The sequence below is a fragment of the Melghiribacillus thermohalophilus genome, from assembly GCF_004342905.1.
In the GTDB taxonomy this organism is placed as follows: domain Bacteria; phylum Bacillota; class Bacilli; order Bacillales; family Alkalibacillaceae; genus Melghiribacillus; species Melghiribacillus thermohalophilus.
In genome coordinates, this window is the sequence record NZ_SMAN01000001.1 from 256,070 (window position 1) to 272,479 (window position 16,410).

The 16,410-nt window shown below is 41.8% G+C and carries 13 protein-coding genes; 4 read left to right on the forward strand and 9 right to left on the reverse strand.

Features of this window, described 5'->3' with window-relative positions; genetic code table 11:
- Positions 1 to 59 precede the first annotated feature (59 nt).
- On the reverse strand, positions 60 to 1,217 hold the full coding sequence (gene coxB, locus EDD68_RS01290) for a cytochrome c oxidase subunit II (RefSeq protein WP_132370338.1): 1,158 nt from the start codon (positions 1,215 to 1,217) through the stop codon (positions 60 to 62).
- Between the two features lie 90 nt (positions 1,218 to 1,307).
- Positions 1,308 to 2,255 (reverse strand): heme o synthase, encoded by a 948-nt coding sequence (cyoE, locus tag EDD68_RS01295; protein ID WP_132370340.1) that lies wholly within the window; start codon positions 2,253 to 2,255, stop codon positions 1,308 to 1,310.
- Positions 2,256 to 2,744: 489 nt separating this feature from the next.
- Here cyoE and EDD68_RS01300 point away from each other — a divergent pair, with 489 nt between their 5' ends.
- Positions 2,745 to 3,725 (forward strand): COX15/CtaA family protein, encoded by a 981-nt coding sequence (locus EDD68_RS01300; RefSeq protein ID WP_132370342.1) that lies wholly within the window; start codon positions 2,745 to 2,747, stop codon positions 3,723 to 3,725.
- 69 nt (positions 3,726 to 3,794) lie between these two features.
- Here the strand turns inward: EDD68_RS01300 and pyc are convergent, their stop codons facing one another.
- The 4 genes from pyc to glsA all read right to left on the reverse strand — a co-directional run bounded on the left by pyc (position 3,795) and on the right by glsA (position 10,378).
- On the reverse strand, positions 3,795 to 7,238 hold the full coding sequence (gene pyc / locus EDD68_RS01305; RefSeq protein ID WP_132370344.1) for a pyruvate carboxylase: 3,444 nt from the start codon (positions 7,236 to 7,238) through the stop codon (positions 3,795 to 3,797).
- Entirely contained in the window at positions 7,226 to 8,434 is a 1,209-nt protein-coding gene (gene ftsW, locus EDD68_RS01310) for a putative lipid II flippase FtsW (RefSeq protein ID WP_132370346.1), read from the reverse strand. Before ftsW ends, pyc begins: the two co-directional genes overlap by 13 nt.
- 299 nt (positions 8,435 to 8,733) lie before the next feature.
- Complete coding sequence (locus EDD68_RS01315; protein WP_424399143.1) at positions 8,734 to 9,012, reverse strand: Fpa/YlaN family protein; 279 nt, start codon at positions 9,010 to 9,012, stop codon at positions 8,734 to 8,736.
- Positions 9,013 to 9,448: 436 nt separating this feature from the next.
- On the reverse strand, positions 9,449 to 10,378 hold the full coding sequence (gene glsA / locus EDD68_RS01320; RefSeq protein ID WP_132370350.1) for a glutaminase A: 930 nt from the start codon (positions 10,376 to 10,378) through the stop codon (positions 9,449 to 9,451).
- A 76-nt stretch (positions 10,379 to 10,454) separates the two neighbouring features.
- Here glsA and EDD68_RS01325 point away from each other — a divergent pair, with 76 nt between their 5' ends.
- A complete protein-coding gene (locus EDD68_RS01325; RefSeq protein ID WP_132370657.1) occupies positions 10,455 to 10,949 on the forward strand; it encodes a hypothetical protein in 495 nt (164 codons plus the stop codon).
- A gap of 129 nt (positions 10,950 to 11,078) precedes the next feature.
- Here EDD68_RS01325 and EDD68_RS01330 read toward each other — a convergent pair whose 3' ends face one another.
- The gene (locus tag EDD68_RS01330) at positions 11,079 to 12,407 is read right to left on the reverse strand and encodes a PhoH family protein (protein ID WP_132370352.1); all 1,329 of its coding nucleotides are present in this window, start codon (positions 12,405 to 12,407) and stop codon (positions 11,079 to 11,081) included.
- 128 nt (positions 12,408 to 12,535) lie between these two features.
- Between EDD68_RS01330 and EDD68_RS01335 the strand changes: the two genes are divergently transcribed.
- The gene (locus EDD68_RS01335) at positions 12,536 to 13,117 is read left to right on the forward strand and encodes a YhcN/YlaJ family sporulation lipoprotein (protein WP_132370353.1); all 582 of its coding nucleotides are present in this window, start codon (positions 12,536 to 12,538) and stop codon (positions 13,115 to 13,117) included.
- A gap of 40 nt (positions 13,118 to 13,157) precedes the next feature.
- On the opposite strand, the gene EDD68_RS01340 is transcribed toward EDD68_RS01335, so the two are convergent.
- Positions 13,158 to 13,412, reverse strand: coding sequence for a hypothetical protein (locus EDD68_RS01340; RefSeq protein ID WP_132370355.1), 255 nt, complete (start codon positions 13,410 to 13,412; stop codon positions 13,158 to 13,160).
- Between the two features lie 145 nt (positions 13,413 to 13,557).
- On the opposite strand from EDD68_RS01340, the gene EDD68_RS01345 reads away from it, so the two are divergent.
- Positions 13,558 to 13,758 (forward strand): YlaI family protein, encoded by a 201-nt coding sequence (locus EDD68_RS01345; protein WP_132370658.1) that lies wholly within the window; start codon positions 13,558 to 13,560, stop codon positions 13,756 to 13,758.
- 247 nt (positions 13,759 to 14,005) lie between these two features.
- Here EDD68_RS01345 and helD read toward each other — a convergent pair whose 3' ends face one another.
- The gene (gene helD, locus EDD68_RS01350) at positions 14,006 to 16,366 is read right to left on the reverse strand and encodes an RNA polymerase recycling motor HelD (protein ID WP_165902014.1); all 2,361 of its coding nucleotides are present in this window, start codon (positions 16,364 to 16,366) and stop codon (positions 14,006 to 14,008) included.
- Positions 16,367 to 16,410: the final 44 nt, after the last annotated feature.

Sequence of the window (16,410 nt, forward strand, 5' to 3'; positions counted from 1 at the left end):
TGAAACCTCCCTTAATCCTTGTAATAACGTTTTACCTAAAAGCCGATGTATTACTAAATTTATTGTTGGTCTTCTGTATTTTCTTCATTATTGTTTTCGGATGTATTTTCATCATTATTGTCTTCATCTTTTTGTGCTTTTATATAATCTCCGTCTTCAGCATCATCCGGACCAATGTCAGATGGCTTTAAAGACATAAGGTAATCGGCAATTTTTTCTGCCTCTTCTTCATCCAACTCTGGATACTTCTTAGTCATCTGGTTTCCTGGTTTGTATTTTTCAGGATCCATTAACCAGTTAACAATGCTTTCTTTATCGTATTCCAGAACCCCCGCAACCGTTGTACGGTCACCAAATGATGTCAGGTTCGGACCTACTGCAACAGGAGATGATCCTACCGCATGACATGCTGCGCAGGAATTTTCCTGGAACAGTTCTCTTCCTTCCTGTGCAGCTACTGTTTCAGGTTCTGCATCAGGATTTACATTTTGCATATCTTCAACCCACTGTTCAAATTCACCAGGGCTTACAGCCACAACTTTAAAGTCCATCAATGAATGGGAAGGACCGCAAAGTTCAGCACATTTCCCCCAGTAAACGTCCTCTTCATAGGCATGAATCCACATCTGGTTTTTGTTTTCAATCGGGTTTGTATCCATTTTTCCTGAAATCGTTGGAATCCAGAACGAATGGATCACATCCAGTGAGGTTAATTCAAGATATACCCGTTGATCAGTCGGAATATATAGCTCCTGACTGGTTTGAATGTTTAAATCTTTGTAATTAAAGTGCCACCAGTACTGCTGTGCTGTTACTTCAATCCACAGGGCATCATCTTCCACTTCTTCATCAGGTGTCGTGTCTGATAGCGCAAACGTGTACTGTACAGTAGGCACAGCAAGAATTAATAGCAAAATGATAGGGATAACAGTCCATACAGTTTCTAGCAAGTGACTTCCTTCCGTCTGTTTGGGAATGTAATCTTCCTGCCCTTTCTTCTGACGGAATTTCAACACAACATAAGTGTAAATGATGATGACAACCAGAAAGACGAAAATCATAATGCCAATACTTAATAACATTAGATTAAAAAGCATTTCTGAACCTTCGCCCTTTGGCTGCAAAGCACTCAAGTAGGGTTTCCCGCATCCTGAAAGAAGTAGGGTTAATCCACTTAATAAGAACAGAGCGCGAAACCGTCCCATCCATCCTTTCATAATTGATACCTCTCTTTCTCTTTTTAGTAATCTATGGTTGAAAAAATTTATAAAGAATCAGGAAAAACACATAAGCCATGCTTCCCCTGATTAATTAATAACGGAAGGCATGGTTACGAACACCATGGTTAAAAACAAAATGGTTAAATAGTTGAGTGAAAAGACAAACATCCACCTCGCCCATTTCAGGTTGTCTTGAACAAAGAAGCCTGCGATGGCCAGTACCAGCCAGGCTGTGTTTAGTGAGGTGGCAATGATTAAAAAAATCGTTCCCAGTGAACCTAAATAAAAGGGTAATGGCAATAAAACAGCAATATACACAGCCATTTGCCTTTTTGTAATCGGAAAACCATATACAACCGGCAGCATCGGAATCCCTGCTTCCCGATATTCCTTCATCTTCATCATGGCAAGCGCAAGAAAATGTGGAGGCTGCCAGAAAAACATAATCAGGAACAGGACGAGGGCAACCGGATGCCAGGTTGGATCAATGGCGGTCCAACCAATTAGTGGAGGAACAGCTCCTGAAAAACTACCGATAATCGTGTTCAATGTGTATCTTCGTTTAGACCACATCGTATACAACACCACATAAGTAAACCAGCCGAACAAAGCAATGGCGGCTGCAAGAGGTGTTGTGAAAAAGAGCAGTGCCAGACCTGAAACCGTAAAAGCGATTCCCATAAACAAAATCGCAGGAAGGGATATGGTGCCTGTTACGGTCGGCCGTTTCTTGGTTCTGGACATCACATGATCAATGTCTCTGTCTACATAGTTATTTATCACACAGCCTCCTGCGATGACAAAGGCTGTTCCAAGCATCGTTAAAAGAAAAATATGCCACACATCAAAAGGTGACGTATCTGTAAAGTATAAAGCAAGCCAGAAACCGGCAAATGTTGTAATTAGATTGGAGTTGATAATACCAATTTTGATGAGAGCTAAAAAATCTGACCATAAACTGGAAGAACCATCTCTGGCTGCAGTTCGGTCGACAAATTGAGATGATGACGTATCAACAGTCCTTGGGTTATCCATAAATCTTCGTCCTTCCTATTAACCGTCCTTGATCTGCGTTAAAAGTTATAGGCTACTATTTACGATCTTATTCGTCATATTTATTTTTCCCTAAAAATCGATAAAACACACTTTCATTGTATCATGGAAAAAGGTTTACATCTATCAGAATTCACAGAATAAAGCCTGATCTGTGTATGGTTTATTTAAAAGTGGAAAACATGTTAATAGTATACTGGATTTATATTCATTTAATCACATATTCACCCGAAAAATGTGACAAATCTTTGAACATTCCTTTACAAATTAAAAAGTGCAAATTGGTTTAACCCCCTATTTAGTTCTAGCAAACTAAAGGTGACATTGCAAGGTTTTTTTCGTGTCAACGGACTAAATCTCTTCCTCTGTCGTCAAATTTTTGTAACAAATTTAATATGAATTCTTTTGCCTGCTCGTGTAATTTGTATTAATATGAACATAGCTGATTTGTGGAAATTGTGAGGTGGAGAGATGATTAAACTTCTTAAGTGGCTTTCAGTCGCCTCATCGCTGGGAATGCTTTTGGTTTTAGTCGGAGGGGCCCTGGTAACCAAAACAGAATCAGGTCTGGGTTGCGGAAGAAGCTGGCCTTTATGTAATGGGGAGTTGATTCCTTCAAATATAACAACAGAGACCATTATTGAACTCAGTCACCGCGTCGTGTCAGGTTCAGTCGGGATTCTGGTCCTGCTTTTAAGCATCCTGGCTTGGAAGTTCTATGGACATATTCGGGAAACGAAATTTTTAGCTTTTTTATCCATTTTCTTCCTTGTATTTCAGGGCTTAATTGGAGCAGCTGCGGTAGTCTGGGGACAATCAGATTTTGTACTTGCCTTGCATTTTGGTATATCTTTAATATCTTTTGCAGCCGTGTTTCTCTTAATGTTATTGATCTTTGAAATTGACAAAAAATTTGATGCTCGCTCCCTAATCATCCATAAGAAATTGAGAAAGCAATTTTATATGCTTTTTATTTATACATTAATAGTTGTTTACACAGGGGCACTTGTTCGTCATGCTGAAGCCAGTCTCGTATGTAAGAGCTGGCCTTTATGTGATAACAGTACGCCGTTGCGGACTGATTTCAACCTTGAACAATGGATTCAAGTGGGCCACAGGATGGCAGCAGGGATTTTGCTGATCTGGGTTCTGTATTTGTTCATCCAAATCGCCAGGGAATACCGGCAAAAACGCATCATGTTTTTTGGCTGGCTGATTGCGTCTATTCTCATGATCGCACAGGTACTCCTTGGAGCCATGATCATATTCACCATTCTAAACTTGAATGTGGCTCTGCTTCATGCTCTGGTTATTTCTTGTTTCTTCGGTCTTTTAAGTTATTATGTGCTTCTGTCTAACAGAAGTGTAGCCTACGAGCAAGAAATGGCTGTCGAAAAGAATGATGTCCATACCGATCAAAAAACTTCCCGATTACATCCGAGCCGTTCATAATGAAAATTCAATAAAAATGAAAAGGGGAGGCGCAAAGCAGAAGCTTCCCCTTTTCAATGATTTCTCACGTTAATCAAACTCGATTAGTAAATCACCGGCCTGTATGGCATCACCGTTTGATACGTAAATTTCTTTAATCGTGCCTTCAAACGGCGCCTGTACCGTTGTCTCCATTTTCATCGCTTCGGTCACCATTAGGTGGTCACCTTTATTGACTTTTTCTCCTTTTTCGACAATGACCTCTACTACTGTACCCGGCATAGATGCTCCAATATGCTTTTCGTTTCCTTTATCGGCTTTTGGCTTTTCACTGACAGCATTCATGATGCTTTCATCACGGACAACCACTTCCCGGGGCTGTCCATTCAGTTCAAAATAGATGACCCTCGTACCATCTTTTTGGGGCTGACTGATCGACACAAGTTTTACGATTAAGGTTTTGCCCTGTTCAATTTCAACTTCAATCTCCTCCCCGAGGCGCATACCATAAAAGAACGTGGGGGTATCAAGCACAGACATGTCTCCGTATTGCTCATAAAACTTGTGATAGTCCATATACACTTTAGGGTAAAGAGCATAACTGACTAGATCAAAGCTTGTTACTTCCCTGTCCAGTTTTTGATAAAGGGTCTTCTCCATTTCTTTAAAATCTACGTGGTCGAGCAGTTCACCCGGGCGAACATGAATGGGCTCTTTTCCCTTTAATATGATTCGCTGCAGTTCCTGAGGAAAACCTTGATAAGGTTGCCCGAGATAACCCTGGAAAAATTCTACTACTGAATCAGGGAAATCCAGGGATTCTCCCCGCTCATAGATATCATCTTCTGTCAAATGATTTTGCACCATATAAAGTGCCATATCCCCGACCACTTTTGAAGAAGGGGTCACTTTCACGATATCCCCAAAGAGGTCATTCACCCGGCGATACATCCGCTTGACCTCATCCCAGCGGTCTTCCAGACCAACTGCTTTGGCCTGCTGCTGCAGATTGCTGTACTGTCCACCCGGCATTTCATGTTCATACACTTCCGTATGAGGAGCGACAATGCCGCTTTCGAAGTCCTGATAGTATTTGCGGACATCTTCCCAGTAATGGGCTAATTCTTCATAGTGGTGAATAGCGATATTCGGCTGACGTTTATGGTTGGAAAGAGCATAATACAGGCTGTTGGCACTCGGCTGTGATGTCAGCCCGGCCATCGGACCGCATGCCACATCCACGACATCCACCCCTGCTTCAGCAGCTTTCGCGTATGTGAAAATCCCATTTCCGCTCGTATCGTGGGTATGAAGGTGGATTGGTATGTCAACGGTCTCCTTCAGCTCGGAAATAAGACGGTAGGCTGCTTCGGGTTTTAACAGGCCTGCCATGTCCTTGATTCCAAGAATATGTGCACCTTCCCTTTCCAGTTCTTTTGCCATGTTTTTATAATAATTCAGGTCGTATTTGGATCGGGATGGGTCCAATATATCACCTGTGTAACAGATGGCAGCTTCAGCAACCTTATTTTGTTCCCGGACGGCATCGATAGCAAGGGTCATGCCCTTTACCCAGTTCAAACTGTCAAAAATCCGGAATACATCGATGCCCGCATCTGAACTCTGCCTGACAAATTCCTGAATGACATTGTCCGGGTAATTTTTATAACCGACAGCATTATTCGCCCGCAGTAGCATTTGAAATAAAATGTTCGGCATTTTCTCACGGAGCCTGATCAGGCGCTGCCATGGATCTTCCTTTAAAAATCGGTAAGCAACATCAAAGGTAGCTCCTCCCCACATTTCAACAGAAAACAATTCGGGCAAAAGTTTAGCTGTAGGTTCGGCAATTTGTATGAGATCTTTAGTTCGTATTCTTGTAGCTAATAATGACTGGTGAGCGTCCCGGAAAGTTGTATCAGTCAGAAGGAGTTTTTCCTGTTCCTTCAGCCAGTTCGCCAGACCTTCAGGGCCATTTTTCAGCAAGATCTGCCTTGTCCCATCCGGATATGGCTCAGATCCTTTAAACTCTGGCATCCGCGGTTTACTGAATACGGGCTTTTTCTTTTTTGGAATCCCGGGAAATCCATTGACGGTCGTATTTCCGATATACGAAAGCATTTTCGTTCCGCGGTCCCGTCGTTTAGGAAATACAAATAGTTCAGGAGTTTGGTCAATAAAGGTAGTATCATATTCGCCGGATAAAAACTTTTCATGCTGAATGACATTCTCTAAAAACGGAATATTGGTTTTGATGCCCCGGATCCGAAATTCTCTTAAATTTCGAACCATCTTGCTTGCTGCCTGCTCAAAAGTTAAAGCCCAGGTAGACACTTTCACAAGAAGGGAGTCATAAAACGGGGAAATAACAGCCCCCTGAAACCCATTACCGGCATCCAGGCGGACACCAAAACCTCCCCCGGAGCGGTAAGCCATAATTTTCCCGGTATCAGGCATAAAATTGTTTAATGGGTCTTCTGTGGTAACCCTGGACTGAATGGCATACCCATTTGTTTGAATGTCTGGCTGTCGCGGGATATTTAATGGCTTTTGAAATAACGAATGTCCCTCGGCAATCATAATCTGGGACTGAACAATATCAATTCCCGTAATCAATTCGGTAATCGTATGTTCCACCTGAACCCGGGGATTTACTTCGATAAAATAATATTCATCATCGGTTACTAAAAATTCCACTGTTCCAGCATTGACATAATCCACATTTTTCATCAATTTAACTGCAGCGTCACAAATTTGTTCCCTCATGTCATCCGGAAGCGAAACACTAGGGGCTACTTCAACGACTTTTTGATGACGCCGTTGTACTGAACAATCCCTTTCGTACAAATGAACAATATTTCCTTCCTGGTCTCCTAAAATCTGTACTTCAATATGCTTTGGTTTTTCTACAAATTTTTCGACATACACATCATCACTGCCGAAAGCCGATTTGGCTTCCGATTTTGCCCGATCAAAAGCATCCTTAAGGGCCTCCTTGCTCCGGACAATCCGCATGCCTCTGCCGCCGCCTCCGAGTGCAGCCTTAATCATAATGGGAAATCCATACTGGTCAGCAAATGATTCCACCTGCTCAACGGTGTGAACTGGACCGTCTGATCCTGGAATGACCGGGATGTCCGCTTCGATAGCCTGATGCCTTGCCTTAACTTTATCTCCAAACAAATCCAGATGTCTTGCTGTTGGTCCAATAAAAATGATTCCTTCTTCTTCACAGCGGCGTGCAAAATGAATATTTTCTGATAAAAACCCATAACCAGGATGAATGGCATCTACCCCAACACTTTTTGCAATTTCAATAATCCCTTCAATATCAAGGTAAGCATCAATAGGACTTTTGTCTTCTCCAACCAGATAAGCCTCGTCCGCTTTATATCGGTGATAGGACCCTGTATCTTCTTTCGAATAAATCGCAACCGTTCGAATATTCAACTCCGTACAGGCCCGAAATACACGAATGGCAATTTCTCCTCTGTTTGCAACCAGGATTTTGCGGATTTTTTTTACTTCGCCCATGATTGACCTCCTCTTTTCTGTAAATGAACTACCTCTTTTGAATATGACTGGGACTCAGGTAAAGGTTTCCTCTCTTTCGTTCCTTGATCTTCTTCTTTTTTAATCTGAAAAGCTATATTATTTAAAATCCCCAGTGAAATCATTACAATTAAAAGGGAGCTTCCACCATAGCTGACAAGGGGGAGAGTAACCCCGGTGATCGGCAACAGTCCGCTGATGGCCCCCACATTGATAAAGGTTTGCATTCCGACCATGGACGAAATGCCAATAGCCAGCAACTTACCAAATTGATTTCGGCATTTTCTGGCAAAATATAACCCCCGCAGTACAATGAGAGCGAGCAAGCTTAAAACTGCCGATACCCCAATGACACCCAATTCTTCTGCGACAACAGCCATAATGAAGTCGGTGTGCGCTTCAGGCAAATAGCCAAGTTTTTGCACGGATTGTCCCAATCCTGTGCCGCTTAACCCCCCCGTGCCAAAAGCAATATAAGACTGTATTAATTGATAGCCGTCGTCATCCGGATCTGAAAACGGTTCGTAAGCTCCTACAAATCTTCCAATCCGTTCATCTGTAATCATGTTTGGAATGGCTACAACCATTAATAGAGCACCGACTGCACCGAGAAAAATCAAATGTCGCAAACGAATACCAGAACTAATTATGATGCTGAAGGCAATTAAAAAAATACTGACCGCCGTCCCTAAATCCGGCTGCATAATAATGAGTCCCAGTGTTAAAACTGTGATTAGCAGCGGAGGGATAACAGCTTTATAAAAATCACTAATGTAATCCTGTTTCTTAGCATATACAGAAGAAAGATAAAGAATAATGCCTAATTTGGAAATTTCTGCAGGCTGAACACGAAAAAACCCCAGATCAAACCAGGAGCGGGCGTTATTTACGCTGTCCCCAATGATTAAAACAAGAAAAAGCAAAAACAACATAGAAAGGACAATAATCTTCACAAACTTCTGATATTTCTGATAAGGAAAAATCGCCGCGAAGAAAAACATGACACTTCCAATAGCGAACCACTGGAGCTGTTTGACAAAGAAATAATTGCTCTCCACTCCCAGTTCAACGACAGCATAAACCATGCTGGCACTGTATATCATGACAGTTCCGAAACCTATCAATACTAATGGTGAAAATATTAATAAAAAATCAAAGTGCTGTAAGACTTTTTTCATTTTACCGTCATCCTCATGTTGATCTCGCCTTCGAACGGATCTCAGATTGAGACCGAGCTCACTTATTTCTATGATTACTACGTTAAAACATCAAAATCCTGCTTGCTTGGAGACAAAATCATTGATTGAAGAAAAAGAATAAGGGCATGATTGACCACGCTGGTTGCCTCGGGAGTCGTCGGGAGGTTACCGGCATTCCCGAAAAATGAAATCATCCCTTCCTTAACCCGAAACCACTAAAGTATGTACGTTCCCGGCTATAAAAAAGCTCACACAACAACGATCAGTTGTCATGTGAGTTACGTATTCGAAGATTTTTGTGCCTGAAAGGCTTCATGAAGGGCACTCAACTGCCTTTCCAGATTTTCCATAATTTCTTTACCGGACTCTTCACTGATTAAATTCAGGCGAACAGCAAAATCAATCTCCCTTGAAAGACCGAACATTTGTGTATCTAAAACCTCTTCATAAAGAGGGCATTGGGGCATTGTTAGATTATCCATTTGTACCTTTATGAGCTGTAATATTTTTTCTGCATCTGCCTTAAGGAGGGCTAATGCTTGTTCGCGATTTTGCATCGCTACATCAGATGACACAGGTATTCCCCCTCTTACAATTGCTATCTACTTCATTATATTATCGTTTCCACCCCAAAAATGCAAGATAAGTGTCGTGTTTGTTGTGTCAAGTTTTTACTCGTTATGGTTTATGTCATGCCAAATCCCAGTACTCTATGATTGCACAATTTTTCAGGATAGGTGCTATCGCTTTCTGTCCTCTGTGATTGGGTTACATTCCATAAACAAGAATGCAACCCAATCCCAATCATTCATATATCATACTGCTGGTTAGTGAAGTTATCGGTGTTCTTTCATATTCATACAACTTTGATCGAAACCTTGATGATGTCGTCCAAGGATACATTTATGATAGAGTTCCCACCTTTTTTATCAGAATTTGGCTTACATCCCGTTGGGAGAAATTTTACCCATAGGTTATGTTTGGACAGGACCATCAAAAAATAGACCACTTTAAATGTCTGGAAAGGATTTCAAGCAATTTAACCCCAACCACGCTGTTTCCTTTCTCATCAAGAGCAGGGCCAAACACCGCCACCCCTCCCTGATTTTTCACGACCCCCAAAATCGCTCCTGAAACACCGCTTTTTGCAGGAATCCCCACCTGTATGGCAAAGGATCCCGAAGCATTGTACATGCCGCAGGTTACCATAAAGGTTTTGCAAATTCTGGCGTAATGAGCCGGAATCATTTCTTTGTTTGTATGCGGATCTTTTCCATCATTGGCTAAAATCGCTCCAATTTTCGCCAGCTGCTTAACATTCATTAAAATAGCGCACTGTTTTGTATATGCATCCAGCAGCTCTTCCACACTTCCTGTAATAATTCCGTTTTGCTTCATAAAATAGCACAGGGACCGATTTAAAAAGGCGGATTCGAATTCGGAGCGAGCCACCTCTTGATCATATTGAATTGTTTCTTCTCCTGTCAGCTTACAGGATAAATCGATCATTTTTTTTACTTTTTCACCTGAATCCTTTCCCCCGATCATATTGGTCACAGCCAAAGCACCGGCATTGATCATTGGATTCAGAGGTTTGGCGGGTTTCTCCATCTCTAGTTTGGATATGGAATAAAACGGATCACTTGAAGGTTCCATACCTACTCTTGAAAACACCGCTTCCTCACCGTGCTCCATCAGCGCAACAGCCAGGGCCAGAACCTTTGAAACGCTCTGAAGGGTGAAAAAAAAGTCAATCTGGCCCGAGCTGATACACTCTCCTCCAATCTGATAAACAGCTACTGCATTGATTTCCGGTTGTTGTCTGGCCAGGGCCGGTATATAATCGGCAACTTTCCCATTATTGGCATAGATTCTTACATGTTCCAGCCATTTGTCTAATTGCTCTTTAGTGACAGCTTCCATGTAGAAAACCTCCTTTATGCATGAAAATGAAATGTTCGCTATACTAATAAAGAGAAATCGTAGCGAGGTGAAAAAAATGATCATTCAACTGACAGGAAAAGTGAATTACCACATCACCCTTGATCCGGGTGTATGGATTTTTGATGACCGAAAAATCGAATGGGAACAGGCTTTTGGCCATCCCCTTTCAAATGACAATCCAAATGGTGAAGAGGAAGCAAACCGATTACAACAAAGATGGAGCCGGGAAGTCTATCAGCAAAAAATCAATCCTCCAATCAATAAGAGCATTTCAAAATTTGAACGCAATGAAATTTTAAAAGGTACATATGTGATGCCTATCAAACCTTTTATCGAGAATGCCGAAATTCAGGATGGTGCCGAAACAGTTATTTTAAGTACATCCTCCGGTGAGCATGAAATATCGGTAAATCAATTGACAGAAGGGTATTTCCTTTTTGCTCGAAACGGAAAACCCATTAAGGAAGATGGACCTGTATACTTTTATTTTGGCGATGGTTCCAATAAAGATACACCGATCAAAGGAGTAAAACAAATCATTGTGACATGAGAAAAAGCATGGGAAGCCCGCTTCCCATGCTTTTTTATGCCGTATCAGTCAGTATGTCACCCCTGCCGAAGTTTTTTCCAGCTCCTGCCCCCCTGCAAGAGTAGCCAGTTCAGTAATTTTTTCCCTGATTTACAATATGTCCGCTGCCAGCTGCGCGAGTGAGGAACGTTCCCCCTTTAACATTTTCACATGCCCGCTTAAGGGATGATGTTTAAATTTTTCCACCACGTGCACAAGACCATTATTATATTCATCCAGATAAGGATGGTCAATCTGATAAGGATCTCCAAGTAAAATCACCTTACTGCCCTCACCAATTCGGGTTAAAATCGTTTTCACTTCATGCTTTGTTAAATTTTGGGCCTCATCAATCAGGATCAATTGTTCAGGAATACTTCGCCCCCTGATGTAAGTCAATGCCTCAACCTGAATGGAGCCGATGCCAGATAAAATCCGGTCCAATTCCTCGGTTTTTTTCACATCAAACAAAAACTCCAGGTTATCGTATATCGGCTGCATCCACGGTTTTAACTTTTCCTCTTTTTCACCGGGCAAATAGCCGATATCATTCCCCATTGGGACTATAGGTCGGGCAACCAGCATTTTTTTGTAAAGTCCAAGATCTTCCACCTGCATCAGCCCCGCTGCCAGGGAGAGCAGTGTTTTCCCGGTTCCCGCTTTACCGATCATCGTCACAAGGGGAATATCTTGCCTGAATAATAATTCAAACGCCATTACCTGCTGGGCGTTTCTCGGCTTAATTCCCCATGCATATTCATTCTGAAATTTACACTGTTCAATTTTATGTTGTTCTGGCTGGACAATGCCGATTGCAGATTGGGAAGGATGGTCACGATTTTTCATCAGAACAAACTCATTGGGATAAAACATTTCCTGTATTTTTCCCTCAAGTTTCAATTCACCCGTATGAAAGAAAGTATCAAAATCTTCCTTCTGTATATACATTTCCTGGAATCCATCATATATGGAGTCTTCCTTAACAGCCCGTTCATTTAAAAAATCTTCCGCTTTCAGGCCCAGGGCATCTGCCTTTACCCGCATTAAAATATCTTTGGAAACGAGTGTCACATCTTTTGGATTGGCCTTTTTTTGCTCTTCATGGTGAAGGTTTAAAGCGACAGCTAGAATGCGGTTATCATTGGTTCTTTCAGGAAATATATCTTCCATTTTTGAGAAAGAACGGTGGTTTAATTCTATTCGTACTTTTCCCCCGTTGGGAAGAGGAACGCCTTCATAAAACTTGCCTTTATTTCGGATTCGATCAATGATGCGGGAAGTTTCCCTGGCATTATGCCCGATTTCATCCATGTTACGCTTTTTGGAATCCACTTCTTCAAGCACTACCGAAGGAATAACGACCTCGTGTTCGTCAAAAGAAAAAATGGCCTGGGGATCTTGTAGCAAAACATTGGTATCCAAAACATAAACTTTTCTCAATCAAGCCGCCTCCTATATATTCTAAAACTCTGCAATGATTGGCATGGCTTCCTGTTTTTAATATATGTAGGCATTCATAAAGTTAGACGATTGTGACAAAATATGCATGAATAAGGAGTGATCTCAACATGCAGAAATGGCTGTTTTTTATTGGACCGTTGATCTTATTGCTGGCAGCGTGCAATCATGAAACCGAAAACTTCAATCACGATCAAAATCAATGGATCCATGTCCGGGATTCCGAAGACAATCATAACCGTTCCCTATCGAATACGGAACAGGCACAATATCTGGCTGAACTTGCGGTTAGAGTGCCAAATGTAAATGATGCTACAGCCATTGTATTTGGACCATATACCGTTGTCGGCATTGATGTGGATAAAGACCTTGATCGCGCGAGGGTAGGTACCATTAAATATTCTGTAGCTGAAGCGCTCAAACAGGATATTTATGGACGCGATGCTGTAGTTGTCGCTGACGGTGATGTAGTCGAACGCATACGCCGTCTATCCTATAAAATCAGTCAGGGACATCCCGATGATGCTATTTTGGATGAGCTTGGAGGAATTGTGGGCAGATATATGCCTGAAACTCCACCAAGACAGCCTCATGTTCAGGAACCTGATCAGAATGAACGGGTCATTCCGGATGACGAAGAACAGGATTTGAACCAAATTGAACATGACCAATCCACCGACCGTACTCAATAAAAATAAAAAGGCCACCGAAACTCCTTAATTACAGAGGATTTCAGGTGGCTTTTTGATTGGTTACCCGGTTAAAAAAGGTTACGCTTCCTTCTGAACCATCAGACACAAATTCCCCAACAGTCAAATAGGCGGTTGCGTGATCCATTATTTCAGTTTTTGTTCTTCCATGAAAAACGTCTTTATGTGGAAATGTTCCCCCCGAAGTCCGATAATAGTCCCTTATTTTTTGTAGAGCAAAAAGTGCCATTCCTGTACTGACCCCTACAGCTCCAGAAACCAGCCACACTGCCTTCATGGACTCACCTCCATCCCTGAATTTTATAACTCTTTACCCTATCATATCAGAAATCAAACATGAATTGACAAAAAAATAAATAACATAACAATTTTTGTCCCTATTCAAATCATGATATACTTAGGATGTAAATGAGGTGAATGCCATGAGAGTCAAATGTGTACTATGTGATAAAGTCGAAACGATCGACAGCTATTCATTAACCGCTAAAAAGCTGAGAAAGAGAAGAATGTTGACCTATATGTGCCATCAATGCAATGAACGAATCAAAAAGCGCACATTCGAACGCAAAAAAACGGGAAGATTTTACTTGTTCCGCGAACAAAAAAAACATAAACATTTGTAGGGATCACGGACAGGCTCCATGTACTGACATCGGTTTTACAGTTCGGTTAACAAAAAAGCGGATTGACACAATGGACCGGATCAAGCCCCAAAAGTTAGATGAAACAATCTAACTTTTGGGGATGTCACCGATCTGGCAAGAGATCTGCAATTGATATTGTATAGTCCGTCTGTTCAGTGAACCCGCCTTACTGAATTGAACAGTGTGCCCATGTACAAGAAACCCTCATCCGTTGTTTCGATTATGTTCAATCACTGTAGGTGAGGGTACGGTAATCCATTACGTCATAACTGTTTTCCGGGACATCATCCAAAAATCGGCTTGGCTGACCAGATGTAAACAGATGCAATTCATGCATGGCACGGGTACAGGCAGTATAAAAAAACTTGCGCTCATATTCCCGGTGATATTGGCGATTGGATGAATCATAAATGATAACAGCATCAAATTCAATTCCCTTTGCCAGATAAGTTGGTACAACCACGATTCCTTTTTCATATTTTCTTGTGGAAATATCGATAAACTGTACATCCATATACTCACTTAATATGGCATGGACTTTTTGTCCTTCCTTTTTCGTTTTCGTAATCACCGCGATGGTTTCATACCCTTTGTTTTTCAGGTTTTTCATTCGTTCTACAACTGCTGCACGATGTGCATATCCCTGTTTTACTTTTGCAAGCGTAGGTTTGATTCCATCTCGATGAAATGGCTGTATTTCTCTCTTGGCTTCCGGGATTAGATGTCTTGTAAATTCAACGATCTGTTTGGTTGAACGATAGCTTCTCGATAATGTGATCTTTTCAATTCCAGAATCCTCAGACCAGTCATGGGACAGGAGGGAATCCCCATCAAGAGAATGGGCCTGAATGGCCTGATTTACATCACCGAGAATCGTCATGGCTGCCCGGGGAAACAACGCTTTAAAATACTCCATCTGAAATGGGGAATAATCCTGTGCTTCATCAATGACCAGATGACGAACTGCTGTATTCATCTTCCGACCGGTGATGGTATCATACAAATAGAGATATGGAGTTGCATCTTCATAAGGCATCTCCCGGTATTTCAGTCGTTTAATCGTTTCCTCACCGATTTCTTTCCATATATCCGGGAGATGATAATCTTCTTTCCGGTCGGTTAATGATATGGTAAACAGCCTAGCATAAATTCTCCTCACATCGACAAAATGTAGTTGTTCAATCTCCTTCTTAACTCCACGTGTTGCCCGCTTTAGAATATATTCAGCATATTTTTCCCGCTGCACATCATAATCATTTTGCCATCCCTGTTTCTCCAGTTTGCGGTCAAGATGAAGCAGTTCTTCCTTATCCATCGTTTCCATTTCTTCATCTACCCATTCTTTGTTCTTTTCCTGTTCCATCCAGTTCTTCAGTTTGCCAAACAGCCAGGTTTGAACATGCTCCAGTCGATTCGGAATCGACATGCTGTGATCAAGTGAGTAAAAATAATGCTTAATATCCGTGCGATCAACGATAACCCTTCCTCGAAAAGTTAATGACCGAAAAATCATCCCTTTCTCTTTCAGGATACTGATATAGCGATCCAGCAATTGTTTGAAATGCAGGCTGGCCTTATAACGGATGCTGCTCATCCGTATTTGATACCGTTCATCTACGGGTCCATTTAACAAATATTCCGTCTGATCAAAAGGGCTCTGAACCATCCATTTTTCTCCAAGACGATCATCCAGATAATCCTGAAAAGTCGTCTGCTCCATATTCTCTTCTCCGAGCTCAGGAAGAACAGTAGCAATATAGCTGCTAAACAGCGGATTGGGAGAAAAAAGCATGATATTTTCGGATGTCATTTTCCCGCGGAAACGATACAGAAGATAGGCCACCCGCTGCAGAGCTGCTGAAGTTTTGCCGCTTCCAGCCACTCCCTGTACAAATAAATATTTTGCTGATTCATTTCGAATAATTTGATTTTGCTCCTTCTGGATGGTAGCTACAATACTTTTCATGCTGGTATCGGCATGTTTGCCTAATACCGCCTGCAGCAATTGATCTCCGATGGTTATCCCTGTATCAAACATTCCCTTTAATTGGCCATTGCGAATGATATATTGTCTTTTTAATGTCATCTCTCCCTTAACGGTTCCTTCACCGGGCGTTTCGTACTCTGCTGAACCGGGTGAGTAATCATAATACATACTCGAGATCGGAGCCCGCCAGTCGTAGACGAGAAAATCCTCCTGTTTCTCATCCATCAGGGAGGCAACACCGATATAAATCGGTTCAGCATGGGAGCTACCTTGTTCAACAAAATCAATCCGGCCAAAATAAGGGGAAGAACGAAGCCTTTTAAGTGCTTTCAGGCGTTTTGAATATTCTCGATGGCTCCTTTCCCGTTCTGACAGGAGTTCTGCCTGTTGTTTGATGCTGTAATGAGTTTCGAGCAATTCATGGGGTTCTTCCACATTCACCCTTGTTTCCTCAGAAAAAAACTCCTCGCGCAGCTGAATGACATCTTCTTTTAAATCTCCCGTCTTTTTTGCCAGCCGGACATGTTGACGGTCAATTTCTTCAATAACCATTTGAACCCGTTTTTGTTCCTGATCCCAATCCTTATGCTTTTCGCTCACGAATATCCCCCCAGCAGTTTTTTCAATTTGACACACCGGTTATT

Coding starts and splice junctions, on each gene's coding strand:
- coxB (WP_132370338.1), bottom strand. CDS start 1,217: ATGAAAGGATGGATGGGACGGTTTCGCGCTCTGTTCTTATTAAGTGGA.
- cyoE (WP_132370340.1), bottom strand. CDS start 2,255: ATGGATAACCCAAGGACTGTTGATACGTCATCATCTCAATTTGTCGAC.
- EDD68_RS01300 (WP_132370342.1), top strand. CDS start 2,745: ATGATTAAACTTCTTAAGTGGCTTTCAGTCGCCTCATCGCTGGGAATG.
- pyc (WP_132370344.1), bottom strand. CDS start 7,238: ATGGGCGAAGTAAAAAAAATCCGCAAAATCCTGGTTGCAAACAGAGGA.
- ftsW (WP_132370346.1), bottom strand. CDS start 8,434: ATGAAAAAAGTCTTACAGCACTTTGATTTTTTATTAATATTTTCACCA.
- EDD68_RS01315 (WP_424399143.1), bottom strand. CDS start 9,012: ATGCAAAATCGCGAACAAGCATTAGCCCTCCTTAAGGCAGATGCAGAA.
- glsA (WP_132370350.1), bottom strand. CDS start 10,378: ATGGAAGCTGTCACTAAAGAGCAATTAGACAAATGGCTGGAACATGTA.
- EDD68_RS01325 (WP_132370657.1), top strand. CDS start 10,455: ATGATCATTCAACTGACAGGAAAAGTGAATTACCACATCACCCTTGAT.
- EDD68_RS01335 (WP_132370353.1), top strand. CDS start 12,536: ATGCAGAAATGGCTGTTTTTTATTGGACCGTTGATCTTATTGCTGGCA.
- EDD68_RS01340 (WP_132370355.1), bottom strand. CDS start 13,412: ATGAAGGCAGTGTGGCTGGTTTCTGGAGCTGTAGGGGTCAGTACAGGA.
- EDD68_RS01345 (WP_132370658.1), top strand. CDS start 13,558: ATGAGAGTCAAATGTGTACTATGTGATAAAGTCGAAACGATCGACAGC.